The organism is Okibacterium sp. HSC-33S16 (assembly GCF_024171565.1).
Classification (GTDB): Bacteria; Actinomycetota; Actinomycetes; order Actinomycetales; family Microbacteriaceae; genus Mycetocola_A.
The window spans coordinates 1-14,175 of sequence record NZ_JALJZZ010000007.1 but is presented as its reverse complement, the minus strand read 5'-3'; the positions used below and the strand labels follow the sequence as shown (position 1 = coordinate 14,175).

Annotated in this window: 12 protein-coding genes; 7 read left to right on the top strand and 5 right to left on the bottom strand. The window is 63.0% G+C overall.

Annotated features, from left to right (window positions below; translation table 11 throughout):
• Positions 1 to 28: 28 nt before the first annotated feature.
• Both L1277_RS14545 and L1277_RS14540 read right to left on the bottom strand, forming a co-directional pair.
• Positions 29 to 2,065, bottom strand: coding sequence for a bifunctional aldolase/short-chain dehydrogenase (locus tag L1277_RS14545; protein ID WP_253377434.1), 2,037 nt, complete (start codon positions 2,063 to 2,065; stop codon positions 29 to 31).
• A gap of 82 nt (positions 2,066 to 2,147) precedes the next feature.
• Positions 2,148 to 2,909 carry a DeoR/GlpR family DNA-binding transcription regulator gene (locus L1277_RS14540; protein ID WP_253377432.1) on the bottom strand — a complete coding sequence of 254 codons (762 nt, stop codon included), beginning with the start codon at positions 2,907 to 2,909 and terminating at the stop codon, positions 2,148 to 2,150.
• A 169-nt stretch (positions 2,910 to 3,078) separates the two neighbouring features.
• On the opposite strand from L1277_RS14540, the gene L1277_RS14535 reads away from it, so the two are divergent.
• The 6 genes from L1277_RS14535 to L1277_RS14510 all read left to right on the top strand — a co-directional run bounded on the left by L1277_RS14535 (position 3,079) and on the right by L1277_RS14510 (position 9,385).
• Positions 3,079 to 3,891: a DeoR/GlpR family DNA-binding transcription regulator gene (locus L1277_RS14535; RefSeq protein WP_253377430.1), complete on the top strand. Its 813-nt coding sequence runs from the start codon at positions 3,079 to 3,081 to the stop codon at positions 3,889 to 3,891.
• A gap of 97 nt (positions 3,892 to 3,988) precedes the next feature.
• Entirely contained in the window at positions 3,989 to 5,026 is a 1,038-nt protein-coding gene (locus tag L1277_RS14530) for an autoinducer 2 ABC transporter substrate-binding protein (RefSeq protein WP_253377429.1), read from the top strand.
• 67 nt (positions 5,027 to 5,093) lie between these two features.
• Positions 5,094 to 6,632 carry a sugar ABC transporter ATP-binding protein gene (locus L1277_RS14525; RefSeq protein ID WP_253377428.1) on the top strand — a complete coding sequence of 513 codons (1,539 nt, stop codon included), beginning with the start codon at positions 5,094 to 5,096 and terminating at the stop codon, positions 6,630 to 6,632.
• On the top strand, positions 6,629 to 7,639 hold the full coding sequence (locus L1277_RS14520) for an ABC transporter permease (protein WP_253377427.1): 1,011 nt from the start codon (positions 6,629 to 6,631) through the stop codon (positions 7,637 to 7,639). Before L1277_RS14525 ends, L1277_RS14520 begins: the two co-directional genes overlap by 4 nt.
• A complete protein-coding gene (locus L1277_RS14515) occupies positions 7,636 to 8,724 on the top strand; it encodes an ABC transporter permease (protein WP_253377426.1) in 1,089 nt (362 codons plus the stop codon). Before L1277_RS14520 ends, L1277_RS14515 begins: the two co-directional genes overlap by 4 nt.
• Before the next feature lie 82 nt (positions 8,725 to 8,806).
• The gene (locus L1277_RS14510) at positions 8,807 to 9,385 is read left to right on the top strand and encodes a dienelactone hydrolase family protein (protein ID WP_253377425.1); all 579 of its coding nucleotides are present in this window, start codon (positions 8,807 to 8,809) and stop codon (positions 9,383 to 9,385) included.
• A 69-nt stretch (positions 9,386 to 9,454) separates the two neighbouring features.
• Here L1277_RS14510 and rhaI read toward each other — a convergent pair whose 3' ends face one another.
• From rhaI to L1277_RS14495, 3 genes are all read right to left on the bottom strand, one after another.
• Complete coding sequence (rhaI, locus tag L1277_RS14505) at positions 9,455 to 10,621, bottom strand: L-rhamnose isomerase (RefSeq protein WP_253377424.1); 1,167 nt, start codon at positions 10,619 to 10,621, stop codon at positions 9,455 to 9,457.
• Positions 10,622 to 10,771: 150 nt separating this feature from the next.
• The gene (locus tag L1277_RS14500) at positions 10,772 to 12,091 is read right to left on the bottom strand and encodes an MFS transporter (RefSeq protein WP_253377423.1); all 1,320 of its coding nucleotides are present in this window, start codon (positions 12,089 to 12,091) and stop codon (positions 10,772 to 10,774) included.
• A gap of 89 nt (positions 12,092 to 12,180) precedes the next feature.
• Positions 12,181 to 12,510 carry an L-rhamnose mutarotase gene (locus tag L1277_RS14495; RefSeq protein ID WP_253377421.1) on the bottom strand — a complete coding sequence of 110 codons (330 nt, stop codon included), beginning with the start codon at positions 12,508 to 12,510 and terminating at the stop codon, positions 12,181 to 12,183.
• Between the two features lie 231 nt (positions 12,511 to 12,741).
• Here L1277_RS14495 and L1277_RS14490 point away from each other — a divergent pair, with 231 nt between their 5' ends.
• The gene (locus L1277_RS14490) at positions 12,742 to 13,755 is read left to right on the top strand and encodes a LacI family DNA-binding transcriptional regulator (protein ID WP_253377419.1); all 1,014 of its coding nucleotides are present in this window, start codon (positions 12,742 to 12,744) and stop codon (positions 13,753 to 13,755) included.
• Positions 13,756 to 14,175: the final 420 nt, after the last annotated feature.

Genomic DNA, 14,175 nt, shown 5'->3' with positions numbered 1-14,175 from the left:
ACCCCGGTGATTCGAGAAGCGGGTCGACTCATCGCAGGAAGGCCGCAGCAACTCCGGCGTCGACCGGGATGTGCAGTCCGGTCGTGTGCGAGAGGTCGCTCGTGCAGAGAACAAACACGGCGTTCGCGACGTTCTCGGGCACAACCTCACGCTTGAGGATCGTGCGCTGGGCGTAGAACTTGCCGAGGTCCTCCTCCTCGATGCCGTAGGTCTTGGCCCGGTTGGCGCCCCAGCCCGAGGCGAAGATGCCTGAGCCGCGCACCACGCCGTCCGGGTTGATGCCGTTGACCTTGACGCCGTACTCGCCGAGTTCGGCGGCAAGCAGTCGCACCTGGTGCGCCTGGTCAGCCTTGGTGGCCGAGTATGCAATGTTGTTCGGTCCGGCGAAGACCGAGTTCTTCGACGAGATGTAAATGATGTCGCCGCCGAGCTTCTGGTCAATGAGCACCCGAGCAGCGGCCTTGGAAACGAGGAACGAGCCCTTCGCCATCACATTGTGTTGCAGGTCCCAATCCGCTTCGGTGGTCTCCAGCAGCGACTTCGACAGCGAGAGGCCAGCGTTGTTCACGACGAGGTCGAGCCCGCCGAACGCGAGAACAGCCGCGTCGATCGCTGCCTGCACGGCCTTCTCGTTCGAGACGTCTGCGGCGATGCCGACAGCCACATCGGTGTTGCCAATCTCGGCGGCGGCGTCCTGTGCCTTCACGAGGGAGAGGTCGGCGATGACGACACACGCTCCCTCTGCGGCGAGGCGCTTCGCGATGGCTTTACCGATGCCGGAGGCCGCACCCGTCACCAGTGCGATGCGGGTGGCAAGCGGCTTGGGCTTGGGCATGCGCTGCAGCTTCGCTTCCTCGAGTGCCCAGTACTCGATGCGGAACTTCTCCGCCTCATCGATCGGCGCGTACGTCGACAGCCCCTCGGCGCCGCGCATGACGTTGATCGCGTTGATGTAGAACTCACTCGCGACGCGTGCGGTCTGCTTGTTTGCGCCGTAGCTGAACATGCCGACACCTGGGACGAGAATGATGAGCGGGTCTGCGCCTCGGATTGCGGGGGAGTCGGCAGTCGCGTTGCGCTCGTAGTAAGTGGAGTAATCGGCGCGGTACTCCTCGTGAAGCGTCGTGAGTCGCTCGATCGTCTCTTCCACAGAAGCGGATGCCGGCAGGTCGACAACAAGCGGCTTCACCTTGGTGCGCAAAAAGTGGTCAGGGCAGCTCGTGCCCAGTGCGGCGAGGCGCGGGTGCTCGGCGCGAGCCAGGAAGTCGAGGACGACAGCGTCGTCGGTGAAGTGACCGACCTGTGGTTTGTCGGTGGATGCCAGTCCGCGCAGGGTCGGCGCGAGGGCCGCGGCCTTGGCGCGGCGCTCCGCTTCAGGGAGGGCGGCGTATCCGTCGAGTGCCGGACCGAACGGCTCGGGCCGCGAGTGCGCGGCGATGTACTCAGCGGCGGTGTCAATGATCCAGAGGGAGTTCTTCTCGCTCTCCTCGCTGGTGTCACCCCACGCGGTGATGCCGTGCCCGCCGAGGATGCAGCCGATTGCCTCCGGGTTCTTCGCCTTTATTTCAGCGATATCGAGCCCGAGCTGGAAGCCGGGGCGGCGCCACGGAACCCACACCACCTTGTCGCCGAAGATCGTCGTCGTCAGTTCTTCGCCGTCGGCGGCTGTGGCGATCGCGATTCCGGAGTCGGGGTGCAGGTGGTCAACGTGTGCGGCATCGACGAGTCCGTGCATGGCCGTGTCGATCGAGGGGGCAGCGCCGCCCTTGCCGTGGAGGGTGTAGTCGAATGCCGCGACCATGTCGTCTTCGCGGTCGACGCCCGGGTAGACGTTCTGGAGGGCGCGCATGCGGTCGAGCCGCAGAACAGCGAGGCCCTTCTCGGTGAGGGTGCCGAGGTCACCGCCCGAGCCTTTGACCCAGAGCAGTTCGACGTCTTCACCGGTGACCGGGTCCGTCTCGATTCCCTTGGCAGACGTGTTGCCGCCAGCGTAGTTGGTGTTCTTCGGGTCGGCGCCGAGCCGGTTGCTTCGCGCGATCAGTGCCGCTGCGGTCTCGTTCGTCATGCGCAATCTCCGTTGTTCGTTCGTGTTAACTCTTACAGAAAGTAACACCGACCGCGGAATCCGTCAAGAATCCGTGCCGCGCCTACGCCACAGTGACGAGCTCACGGTACGGGTCGAGGCGGCTGTCAGCCGGATCCAGTTCCGTCACCAGGACGCTGATCCGTTGCCACTCGAGGGCCCGGGCGAGGGCTCGCTGGCCGAGCTTGGACGAGTCGACGAGAAGCACCGTTTCGTCGGCGGCGTCCACAAAGGCAAGTTTCACCTGCGTTTCGGCGAGCGTCACTTCGCTGCTGCCTCGTTCAGGGTCTACGGCACCCGCCGACGTGAAGAAGTGCGAGTAGTGCAACGAGCCGGCGGCCTGGCAGGCGAGCAGTCCGACGAAGCTGTCGGTCCGTTCCTCCGCTTCGCCGCCGATGAGCACAGCGGTGCCCCCGACGCGTCGGGCGCTCTGGAAGTTCTCGTACGAGTTGGTCGCAATCGTCAGGTCCCGGTCGAGGCCATCCATGCGCGAGAGAACGGTGCCAGCCGTGGAGGATGCGTCGAAGGCAACGGCGCCCGATGTCGGCATGAGGGCGAGTGCCTTGTCGGCGATGATCCGCTTCGCCTCCGCGCCTGTGGACATCCGGTCAACGAACGAGCGCGGTTTCAGCGACGGTACCGCTCCGCCCCGCACGCGTCGAAGCTGCCCTTCCGCCTCCAGGTCGGCGAGGTCGCGTCTCACTGTCATGGCCGAAACGCCGAGTCGCTCGGCGGCGGCCTCCAGACGGATAATCCCGTCGGCGGAGAGGATGTCGAGCAGGCGCTCCCGACGTGATTCAGCGTCAACCGTCGATGTTGTGGCCATGATCCCTGCGCTCCTCGCTTCGGGGAAATGCTACCGCGCAGGTCAATTAGCACGCTCGCGCAACCGTAAAGCAACAGTTTGATTTCGTTTCTTGACGCGAAGTGACGATTGGCTCTATGTTTCAACATCAAACGTGAGAGTTCGTCAGTGCGGTCGAACGGAGAAAGCGATGAGTCGATACGACTTCGTGCGTGAGGAGGCCATCCTCGATGAGCTCACGTCGCAGGGCCGTGTCACGGTCAACGACCTCGCCACACGCTTCGGTGTCTCACCGGTCACTGTACGAAAAGACCTCGACCTGCTCGAGCAGCGTTCGCTGTTGCGCCGGGTTCGCGGCGGAGCCGTCGCGACCGCGCCCCGTGACGAGGGCGCATTCGAGAGTCGGCTCCGATCCGATGCCGCGGCGAAACGGGCCATCGCTGCTGCGGCAGCCAGCCTGGTGCGCGACGGAGACGTCATCGCGCTCGACTCATCCACGACGACGCACTATCTCGCTACCGAACTGATAAGTCGCACCGGCCTGGTCGTCGTGACCAATGGCATCCACCTCGCCGGTCTGTTGATGGAACGAACGGATGCCACGGTCATCCTTCCCGGTGGAGTGTTGCGTCGTGCATCCCGCTCGGTCGTCGGCGCATTCAGCGACGTGCTTGAGGGGCGAGGCCGGCTGAAGGTCGGGTTCTTCGGCGCATCGAGCGTCTCGCGCAGCCTGGGCTTGCTCGAGTTGTCCAGCGAAGAGGGCGAGGCGAAGAAAGTGTTGGCGCGCTCCTGTGATTCGGTGGTTGGCCTGTTCACCGCGGCGAAGGCGACCGGATTCGGCCTCCACCCGTTTGCTGGCCCCGAGCGGATCTCGGCGCTGTACACCGATGAAGCGGTCGGTCCTGAGTTTGCCGAAACGTGGAGAGGCTCAGGAGTCGACGTCCATATTGTGCCGGTGCCATCCCGCACACCAACCCCATCGAACGAGGCGGTGCCGGCATGACCGCACGTCACCGTCGTTCTCCGCATCGACTTCGCGACAAGAGTGTTGCGACCCGCAGGGCACTGTTGCCCAATTCAGAGAAGAAAGAGGCACCACTGTGTTGATCAGGAAGAAGTTACTTGTGTTCGGCGCACTCGCGCTGACAGCGGCACTCGCCACTACCGGGTGCACGAGCCGAGACTCTGGTGGAGGAAGTGACGGCGGCGGAGGCGGAGGCGGCGACGACCAGATCAGCGTTGCTTTCGTCCCCAAGCTGCAAGGCATCCCCTACTTTGAGGCCATGAACGCCGGTGGTAAGGCAGCGGCAGAGGAACTCGGCATCGAGTGGCTGTACCAAGGTCCAACCACAGCCGATGCTGCCGCCCAGGCAGATATCGTCCGCTCCTTCATCCAACAGGGCGTCGACGCGCTCATCGTTGCTCCCAACGACCCCGACTCCATGGCGCCTCTCTTGCAGGAAGCTGCTGACGCCGGGATCAAGGTCGCTACGAGTGACACCGACGCTCCCAACTCGGTGCGTGAGGTGTTCGTCAACCAAGCCTCCGTTGACGGGATCGGCGAGGGCCTCACCGACGCGTTGCTTGAAGCGATGGGTGGTTCAGGGAAGTACGCGATCGTCTCCTGCGGCGAGACCGCGGCGAACCTCAACGCGTGGATCGACGTGCAGAAGGCATACACCGCGGAGAAGTACCCGGACGCTGAGATCGTTGACACCGTCTATGCCGGAGAAGACCAAGCGGCTGCGACTTCCATGGCGACCGACCTGATGAACGCGCACCCCGACCTCACCGGTCTCGTCGGTGAATGCACGTCGAGCGCGCCTGGTGTTGCCCAAGCGGTGTCTGACGCCGGCAAGGTTGGCACGGTGTTTACCGTCGGACTCGGAACTCCGCAGTCGATGAAGCCGTACCTTGAAGACGGTTCCTCGAGCGCTTCGATCCTCTGGGATGTCGAAGCGCTGGGCTACCTCACCGCCTGGGTCGGACTCCAGCTCGCAGAGGGCACCGAGCTCGAAGCGACGAACAACGTCAGTGATGACCTGCCCGAGGTGACGTACGACGCTGACTCGAAGGTGCTCCTGCTCGGTCCACCGCTCAAGATCACCACCGAGAACGTCGACGACTTCGACTACTAATCGCCCATTCCGGAGGGTTCCGCCGACGGAGCCCTCCGGGATCTGCCCTCGATCGCAGTGGAGAACCATGTCCAACACAGCAGCCGAACAGGCGACAGCCGTCCCCCGTGTGGTGTTGACGGGAATCGTCAAAACCTATGGGGGTGTGCGCGCCATCCGCAACGCCGACCTTAGCGTTGCTCCCGGTTCCGTGCATGCGCTCGTGGGGGAAAACGGTGCGGGCAAATCCACCCTCATCAAGATCCTCGCCGGCGCAGAGCGGGCAGACGCGGGTTCCCTGCAGTTCAACGGTGAGCCGGTATCGATCGGTTCAACAACGGATGCCATTGGGCTGGGAGTCCAGACCGTCTATCAGGAGCCGCAACTCTTCCCGGAACTCAGTGTGGCTGAGAACGTCTTCGTGGGGCGGGAACTCCGCAAGGGCGTGCGCGTGGACTGGGCAGGGCAGGCCGAGCAAATGAGTTCCCTGCTTGAGACCGTCGGACTCGACACCGACATCGCCACCCGCACGGTCGGCGCCCTGTCCATTGCCCAACAGCAACAGGTGTCGATCGCGAAGGCGCTCGCCGGAGAGGCCCGCGTGCTCATCCTCGACGAACCATCCGCCATCCTCACCGATGCGGAGATCGACGTCCTCTTCGCCGTCATTCACCGGCTGACGGCAACGGGGGTGTCGGTCATCTACATCTCGCACCGCCTCGATGAACTGTTCCGCATCGCCGACGTGGTCACCGTCATGCGCGACGGCGAGACCATCGCGACCCGGCCCATCGGCGACCTCACCGTTCGGGAGATCGCCGAGCTCATGGTGGGAGGCGCGCTCGCTGAGTCGCGCACCGACGTCGAAGCGACCCGAGGCGACGTCGTCCTCGACCTCGAGGGGCTGACTCTCCAGGGCTTTTTCAGTGACGTGAGCTTTCGCGTTCGTGCCGGAGAAATCGTTGGCCTCTACGGGCTCATCGGGTCCGGCGCGGGTGAGATTGCGAGCACGATCTACGGAATGCAGCGTCCCACCGGCGGGCGAATGCTCATCCACGGTTCCCCGGCGCTGTTCCACCGTCCGTCGTCCGCCAAGAAACGCGGCATTCACCTCCTCCCGGCCAACCGCTCCGCTCAGGGCTCGTTCTCGTTTCAGAGCATCGCCTTCAACATCACCATCGGCGAGCTCCAGTTGTTGTCGCGAATCCGCGGCTGGGTCGAGCGCCGCATCGAACGTGACATCGCCCGCGACTTCATCTCCCGGCTCTCCGTGAAGACGCCGAGCGAGCGCCAGCCGATCAGCGCCATGTCCGGAGGTAACGCCCAAAAGGTCGTCCTCGCGCGTCAGCTGGTCAACCGCCCGCAACTCCTCGTCCTCGTCGAACCGACACAGGGCGTCGACGTCGGCGCCAAGGAAGAGATTCATCGCATCATCGACGACCTCGCCTCCGAAGGTACCGCGGTGCTTGTGGTGACGAGCGACCTCGGCGAGGTCCTCCGAATCTCGGACCGCATCCTCGTGGTGCGAAGCGGTGAGATCGCCCATGAATTCACAGCGGATGCCACGCAGGTCGAAATCCTTGCGGCTGCGGCTGGAGAAACCCACGAAAGCGGAGAAAACCCATGACCACCGTCACCCGCGAGTCGCCGGCTGCGCCGATCGCGAAACGTATCCTCCCGCCTCCGGTCACCGGCCAGGAACTCGTCCTGGTTGGTGTCATCGTGGTGCTGTGGGTGCTGCTCGGTATCTTCACTCCGTCGTTTCTCAGCCCGTCCTCGATTCAGCCCCTGCTGGTATCGGTGGCACCGATTGCGCTGATCGGTGTCGGGATGACCTTCATCATCATCACGGCCGGAATTGACGTGTCGGTGGGCGGAGCCATTGCACTCTGCGCTGTGGTGACGGCCAAGCTGTTGGTGAACTTCGACGTCCCTCTCATCGTGGCGGTGGCCGTCAGCATGCTGCTCGGCGTTGTCCTCGGGCTGATCAACGGCACCCTCATCGCCTACGGCCGGGTTCACGCCATCATCATCACGTTCGGAACCGCAAACATCTTCCAGTTCTTCGCGCTGCGGGTGTTTGGCTCATCGACCGTCAACGGAATTCCGTCGACCCTCGATGTCTTCGGTCGAGGTGAAGCCGGCCGGACGCTGGGCGTTCCCCACAGCTTCGCGATCACCCTCGTGATCGTGGTCCTCGCCTGGTGGTACCTGCGCAATACGGCGGGCGGACGACATCTGTTTGCCATCGGAGGCAACGCGAACGCCGCGCGCCTCGCGGGGGTCCGCGTCCAACCTCGCGTTGTTCTCGCGTACGCGGTCACCGGTGCGTTGGTCGGTCTCGGTGCCTGTTTCTTCATCGCGTCCGGCACCTCGACACTCGACCAGGGTGTCGGAGCGGGTCGCGAGCTGGCGGTGATCGCCGCAGTGGTCATTGGTGGTACCTCCATTCTCGGCGGACGCGGGTCGGTCATCGGCACACTCCTCGGCGCGATACTCGTGCAGACCGTCAACTCGGGTGTGACGCAACTCGGCTGGCCGTCCCAGCTTGCCAACCTCTTCGTCGGCATCTTCATCATCATCGCGGTCGGCACCGACCTGCTGCGCGAGCGAACACGGAGGAGCAGAGCATGAGTGGCCTGACGACGCAAACGGTTCCCCGGGTGAAATCTCAGGGGCAGAAGCGGTCGATCGTCGGCCGTGCGCTTGAAGCCCTCCTCACCCAACGGGTCGTTCTCCTGGCTGTGCTCATTGTTCTCGTTGTGGCCGTCATGACGGTGCTTGACGCTGCAGGAGCGTTGAGTGGCTCGTACAACTCCGATTACCTCGCGGCCGCACTCATCAACGCGGTCCCTCTCGCCATGCTCGGATTGGCGCAACTGGGCGTGATCCTCTCCGGCCGCGGCGGCATCGACCTCTCGGTCGGCTCGATGGTCTCGGTGACCGGGATCGCCTTCGGAATGTCCTATGGCCTCTGGGGCTGGAGTCTGCCGGTCGCCATGATCTTTGCGGTCGTGCTCGGCGGAGTTCTCGGCGGGATCAATGGCGGACTCGTTGCGTTTGTCGGGTTCCCCCCTCTCATTGCAACTCTTGCGACCTTCTACGCGTACCGGTCGATCGCGCTGGTTTGGAGCGGCCAGAAACCGGTTAACTCGACGGAAATCCAGTCGTTTTACTCGGCGGCGAAAGCCATCGAGCTTCCCGTGATCGGCTCCTACCTGCCGCTGGTCCCGCTCGGAATCTTCACCTTTCTTATCCCCGTGGTCATCGTGGTCTGGGTGCTCCTCAACAAGACGACATTCGGGCGGCGCATCTACGCGCTCGGCACGAATGACACCGCTGCGTCCTGGGCCGGCATCAACGTGCGGCCCAACCGCTTCGCCGTGTATGTCCTCTCGGGTGTCATATCCGGCCTGGTCGGGGTTGTCACCGTCGCGCAATTTGCATCTGCTCGACCGGATGCCGGCACCAGCGGAAACGGCATGGCGCTCCCCGCCATCACCATCGCCGTTCTCGGCGGAGTCGCCATCACCGGCGGGATCGGTCGGGTGTCCGGTGTGGTGCTCGCCACGATCCTCATCGTGTGGCTGAACGCCGGTATCCTGCTCGCCTTCCCCGGTAACGACGGCGTTCAGGTTCAGTTGCTCGCCCTCGGCCTCGTGCTGGTGTTCGCGTCGCTCCTCAACGGCCTGACCAAACGGAAGTACGGCGGTATCTGACCCCGGAGCCTTGACCTCGTGAGGTATTCGGCAAGAATCGGAAGAGCCGCGCACTGCGTCACTCAACGAAGGGGTTCAATTCATGGCCGAGGTCCTCTTGTTTCATCACGCCCAGGGCCTCACGCCCGGCGTCGTCGAGTTCGCCGAAACACTGCGCGCTGCCGGTCACACCGTGCACGTTCCCGACCTTTTCCGTGGCCGAACATTCGCCACGGTTGAAGAGGGAGTCGACCACGCGAGGAGTATCGGTTTCGCGAACATCATCGAGCAGGGCGCAGCCGTTGCCGCGGGCTTACCGGCTGAGCTCGTCTATGCGGGCTTCTCGCTTGGCGTCATGCCTGCTCAATCGCTTGCACAATCGAGACCGGGTGCGCGAGGCGCCCTGTTCTTCTCCGGATGCCTGCCCGTCTCGGAGTTCGGTTCGGCCTGGCCCGCCGGGGTACCCGTCGAGATCCACTCGACCGAAGCTGACCCTGAATTCGTCGACTCCGGCGACATCGACGCCGCTCGCGCGCTCATCAGCGAAGCCGACGATGGCGAGCTCTTCCTCTATCCGGGCGACGGACATTTGTTCGCCGACTCCAGCCTGCCCTCGTACGAACCTGACTCGGCAGCCGTCCTCACCGGACGGGTGATCCAGTTTCTCGCACGACTTGGCTAACACCCAGACGTACGAACGAGATGCGGCGGTCGGACATACTCCGAACCGCCGACACCCCGTCGGTGAAACTTACGCGCCCCAGCCCGCCTGCTGACCGCCAACGCGATCGGCCGCAATCTTTTCCTGGTAACCGGATGCTGCGTATGCAGCCAGTGGATCGGCCGGAAGACCGCGAGACTCTCGCCATGCTGCCAGGTCCGCACGGACATCCGTATAGAAGGCATCCATCAGGATGCCGTTCGCCCCAAGCACGTCGCCCGCATTTTGCGCTGCGGTCAAAGCCTCGCGGTCGACGAGCAGCGCCCGCGCCGTCATCTCCTGCACGTTCAGCACACTGCGGATCTGGCCCGGGATCTTGTCTTCGACGTTGTGGCACTGGTCGAGCATGAAAGCGACGGGTGAGTCGTCGTCGAGCCCGCCGCCGCGGACGACCTCGTAGAGGATGCGGAACAACTGGAACGGGTCAGCCGCACCGACGATGAGGTCGTCGTCGGCGTAGAAACGCGAGTTGAAGTCGAACGAACCGAGTTTGCCGAGGCGAAGCAACTGGGCGACGATGAACTCGATGTTGGTGCCTGGCGCGTGGTGGCCGGTGTCGAGGCAGACCAGTGCCTTGTCACCGAGAGCGCTGACCTGGGCGTAGCTGGTTCCCCAGTCGGGAACGTCGGTGTGATAGAACGCAGGCTCGAAGAATTTGTACTCGAGCACCAGGCGCTGGTCGTCACCGAGCCGAGCGTAGATCTTCTCGAGTGACTCAGCGAGGCGGTCCTGGCGGCCGCGGATGTCGCCCTGGCCAGGGTAGTTGGTGCCATCGGCGAGCCAGATCTTCAGGTCCTGTGACCCGGTCGCGCCCATGATGTCGATGCACTCGACGTGGTGATCGATGGCTTTCTGGCGGACGGCGGCGTCGGTGTGCGTCAGGGAGCCGAACTTGTAGGCGTCGTCCTGGAACGTGTTGGAGTTCACCGTGCCGAGCGTCACGTTGAGCTCCGCGGCGTACTCGCGGAGGGCGGCGTAGTCGTCAACCTTGTCCCACGGGATGTGAAGCGCCACCTTGGGCGCCAGGCCGGTGAGTTCGTTGACCTTGGCGGCGTCTGAGAGTTTTTCCTCAATCGTGCGCGGAGTGCCGGGGGTGCCGAACACCTTGAATCGCGTTCCGGAGTTGCCGAAGGCCCAGGAAGGTAGCTCGATCGCTTGCTTCTCGAGCGTCGCAAGCACTGTGGAGTCGATCGTCATTGTTCTTCGTCCTTACTGAAGTTCACTCGCGACGGGCGAATGAATGAATCGTTTCAAGATTAAAGTACCAGAATTGCGCGGTAAAGGGGAGCACTGCGGTGCAGTACTCCCCTTTATGCAGCTGGTTTTCGAGGCGATTCCGTCTGGCGCCTACCGACCGGCGCTCGGTACGAACTCCCCGGTTGAAGCATCGTCTGCCACAGCGACGGTAGACCCTTCCCGTTCTTCCTCGATGTCCTGAAGACTGCGACCCTGGGTTCGCGGCGCCCAGATGGCACCGATGAGGAGCGATGCTGCGAGGAGCCCCAGCATGATCCAGCCGACGAACGGCACTCCGTGCGCGACGAGCAGGGTCGGGAACCAGTAGCTGAGAATACCGACGGCCATACGTGCGAGGAAGAAGAGCACGCCCTGAGCGCTGGCCCGGTAGCGGGTGGCGAACAGCTCGCTTGTCCACAGACTGTAGAAAGCCTGCGCGCCGATACCGGCCGCGATGCCCCAGCTGACGGCGAAGAGGACAAGAATCGGTGTGGTTGCCTCGACGAAGATCAGGAGCACCCAGGAGAAGATTCCAAGCAGCCCGCCGATGATGTACAGCTTGCGAAGGCTCATTCGGTCGCCGAACTTCATGAAGCCGAAGTAGGTCGAGAGAACGGTGCAGCCCCACAGAAGTACCTGGAGCAGGTTCTGGTTGATCGGGTCTTCCACGCCAGCTGTCGCATAGACGCGCGGCATGAAGATACCCATCTGTCCCGCGACGGTGTTCCACAGTCCGTAGACGCCAAAGAGGAAGGCGATGGCGATCAGGTTCTTCTTGCTACTGAGGAGCCCGCGGATTCCACCGGAGCGTCCCACCACAACGGGCATCGCCTTCGTGTCTTTCCAGATACCCGACTCGGACAAGCCTTGCCGGATCCACCAGGTGACGAAGGCGACGACGAAGAGGTGGATGAAGATAATCCGGCTGCCCATAAGCCCGAGCGGCGACAGGACGACGGCGAGAAGGAATCCGATCATCGGGCCGACCGACCAGGCGAGCTGGGCCGTGCCGACGTGCTTGGCGCGAGCATTCTTAGGTGCTTCTTCCGCGATGTAGGTCCACGACGCGGGAACACCGGCACCCACCGCGATGCCGGTCAGAATGAAGGCGAGCAGCAGTGAGCCGAAGTTCCAGGCGAACGCCGCGATCAGCACACCCACCATGTACAGCATGAGGTCGTAGGTGTAGATGAACTTGCGGCCGAACTTGTCGCATAGCGGACCGCCGAGAAGTGCACCGACGGCCGCACCAAACGCGTTTGCGCTCAGGGCAGCGAGGAGTCCGACTCCCACGTCATCGATTCCGAACTCGGCCTGCCAGAACACCAGGCTCGTGGCGATGGCGATGATCGACCCGGATTCGATGTAGTTCGACATCGCGACCGAAATGGTGGCTTTCCAGCCAGTGGTGTTTTTGCTTCCGATTCTCATCGGTGGGAACGCTCCGTTCTCAACCTCGCTGCAATGCAAGGCGTGTGCTGGGGGTGGGGGTGCGTCGCCTGAGGGCGAGGTGCGCAAAGTTATGCCAGGTGGAAGTACTCCTGGAGCTGCATCATCGTCTGGTCAGGTGCCGTCTCTTCGGCGAAGAAGCCCGCCATGGTCGCTTGCCAACGAGCGTTGACGTCGGTGCGGTCCATTTCGGCCCGCGCGCGGTCGAAGTCATCGGTTTCGAGGTACCCGACGACGAGACCGTCTTCTTTGTGCAGAAACAGGGAGTAGTTGCGCCAGCCACAGGCAGTCAATGCCTCGAGCATTTCGGGCCAGACGGTCTCGTGAGCCGCGAGATAGTCCTCGACCCGTTCTGGCTTGAGATGCATAAGGAAGCAGACGCGTCCAGTGTCGTTGGCCATTGCCGATGAACTCCTTTGGTCATGATTCGGGGTTTCCGCTTAGGGCGAGACCGTAGTGCTCGGCAGGCTCCGTGGAAACAAACGGCTGGCAGTTGTGTACCGCAAACCACTAAATGAAATGTTTCAATTGCGTCATTTCTACCACGGCGCCCGTCGTGGATGAGAACGCTCGCATGCTCTCGGCACAAAGTTGGCCGCTACGCTGGCATCACCGATCACGGAGGATTTGTTATGGGCATGAGTGTTCGCGACGTCGCGACACGGGCCGGCGTCTCGGTCGGAACCGTCTCGAATGTTCTCAACCGTCCCGACAAAGTTTCGCCGAGCACCGTCGCAAAAGTACGGGCAGCCATCGAAGAACTTGGCTTCGTCCGCAACGACGCTGCCCGACAACTGCGCGCCGGGCGGAGTCTCAGCATTGGCCTGATCGTGCTTGACGTCTCGAACCCGTTCTTCACCGACGTCGCGCGAGGCGCTGAGGATCGAGCCGCCGAAGACGGACTCACGGTCTTGCTCGGCAATAGCGACGAGAACGAAGACCGAGAAGCTGCCTATGTCGATCTGTTCGAGAAGCAGCGTGTTCACGGCGTGCTGATCTCTCCCGTCGGAGATGCGAGCAGCCGGCTTGATGCGCTGCATCGTCGAGGGATTCCCACGGTGCTGGTCGACCGGCCCACCACCGATGACCGCTTCTCGTCGGTGGCTGTTGATGACGTGGCGGGTGGCTACCTGGCCGCGCAGCACCTCCTCGAGACTGGTCGGCGCACACTTGCTTTCGTGGGCGGCCCCCAGGAGCTCCGGCAGGTTGCTGACCGCTTGGCCGGGGCACAGAAGGCTGTGGCGGAGATCGCTGACGCCTCCCTCGAGTACATAGCGACTGACGGGCTCACTGTCCTTCAAGGGAGGAAGGTCGGCGAGAGTATCCGTGAACGGGATGCAACGGACCTGCCTGACGGCCTGTTCGCCGCGAACGATCTTGTAGCCATGGGGCTCCTCCAGGCGCTCAGCATGCTGGGCGCACTGTCGGTGCCGGAAGACATCGCAATCGTTGGCTACGACGACATCGATTTCGCCACCGCTGCCGTGGTGCCCTTGACGTCCATTCGCCAGCCCAGTTCCCTGATTGGGTCGACGGCGGTCGATCTCCTCATGAAAGAAGCGGATGCCTCGGCGGACTTCACGCGAGAGCACGTGGTGTTCCAGCCCGAGCTCATTGTTCGTGAGTCATCCGCGCCCAAGGCCTGAACTGCCGCGCGCACGCAAAATCCCCGACTTTCCGCGCCCCTCGGGCACGACACGCCCGGGCTGCACGCTAGATTTGCGAGCAGATCCTTCTCAAACGTAAAGTATCTACACGTCACCCCAAAGGTGCGGCTGAGCTTCGCTCGCCGGCCTCATGCGGGACCAAATCCTCACCAAAAGATAGATGCTCTTGAGCGTCTGCATTCTTTCGGTTTAGGATATAAACCCTCCCACGAGCAACCGAAGAAATTTGGTCGTTTTGTGATGTCCGGCTGAGCTGGATATCGCGGGAACCGGCTGTTTTACACAGCTGATTCATGTGGTAGGCTAGAGAAGTTGCCCTGCGGAGCAGCCCTGAGGGGTGAAAAGCGGGAGCATCCGATCCTTGAGAACTCAACAGCGTGCACAATGTCAAATGCCAAA

Excerpts from the sequence above, each read along its gene's own strand:
- L1277_RS14515 (WP_253377426.1), top strand. The coding sequence starts at position 7,636 with ATGAGTGGCCTGACGACGCAAACGGTTCCCCGGGTGAAATCTCAGGGG.
- L1277_RS14535 (WP_253377430.1), top strand. The coding sequence starts at position 3,079 with ATGAGTCGATACGACTTCGTGCGTGAGGAGGCCATCCTCGATGAGCTC.
- L1277_RS14545 (WP_253377434.1), bottom strand. The coding sequence starts at position 2,065 with ATGACGAACGAGACCGCAGCGGCACTGATCGCGCGAAGCAACCGGCTC.
- L1277_RS14540 (WP_253377432.1), bottom strand. The coding sequence starts at position 2,909 with ATGGCCACAACATCGACGGTTGACGCTGAATCACGTCGGGAGCGCCTG.
- L1277_RS14490 (WP_253377419.1), top strand. The coding sequence starts at position 12,742 with ATGGGCATGAGTGTTCGCGACGTCGCGACACGGGCCGGCGTCTCGGTC.
- L1277_RS14495 (WP_253377421.1), bottom strand. The coding sequence starts at position 12,510 with ATGGCCAACGACACTGGACGCGTCTGCTTCCTTATGCATCTCAAGCCA.
- L1277_RS14520 (WP_253377427.1), top strand. The coding sequence starts at position 6,629 with ATGACCACCGTCACCCGCGAGTCGCCGGCTGCGCCGATCGCGAAACGT.
- L1277_RS14525 (WP_253377428.1), top strand. The coding sequence starts at position 5,094 with ATGTCCAACACAGCAGCCGAACAGGCGACAGCCGTCCCCCGTGTGGTG.
- rhaI (WP_253377424.1), bottom strand. The coding sequence starts at position 10,621 with ATGACGATCGACTCCACAGTGCTTGCGACGCTCGAGAAGCAAGCGATC.
- L1277_RS14500 (WP_253377423.1), bottom strand. The coding sequence starts at position 12,091 with ATGAGAATCGGAAGCAAAAACACCACTGGCTGGAAAGCCACCATTTCG.
- L1277_RS14510 (WP_253377425.1), top strand. The coding sequence starts at position 8,807 with ATGGCCGAGGTCCTCTTGTTTCATCACGCCCAGGGCCTCACGCCCGGC.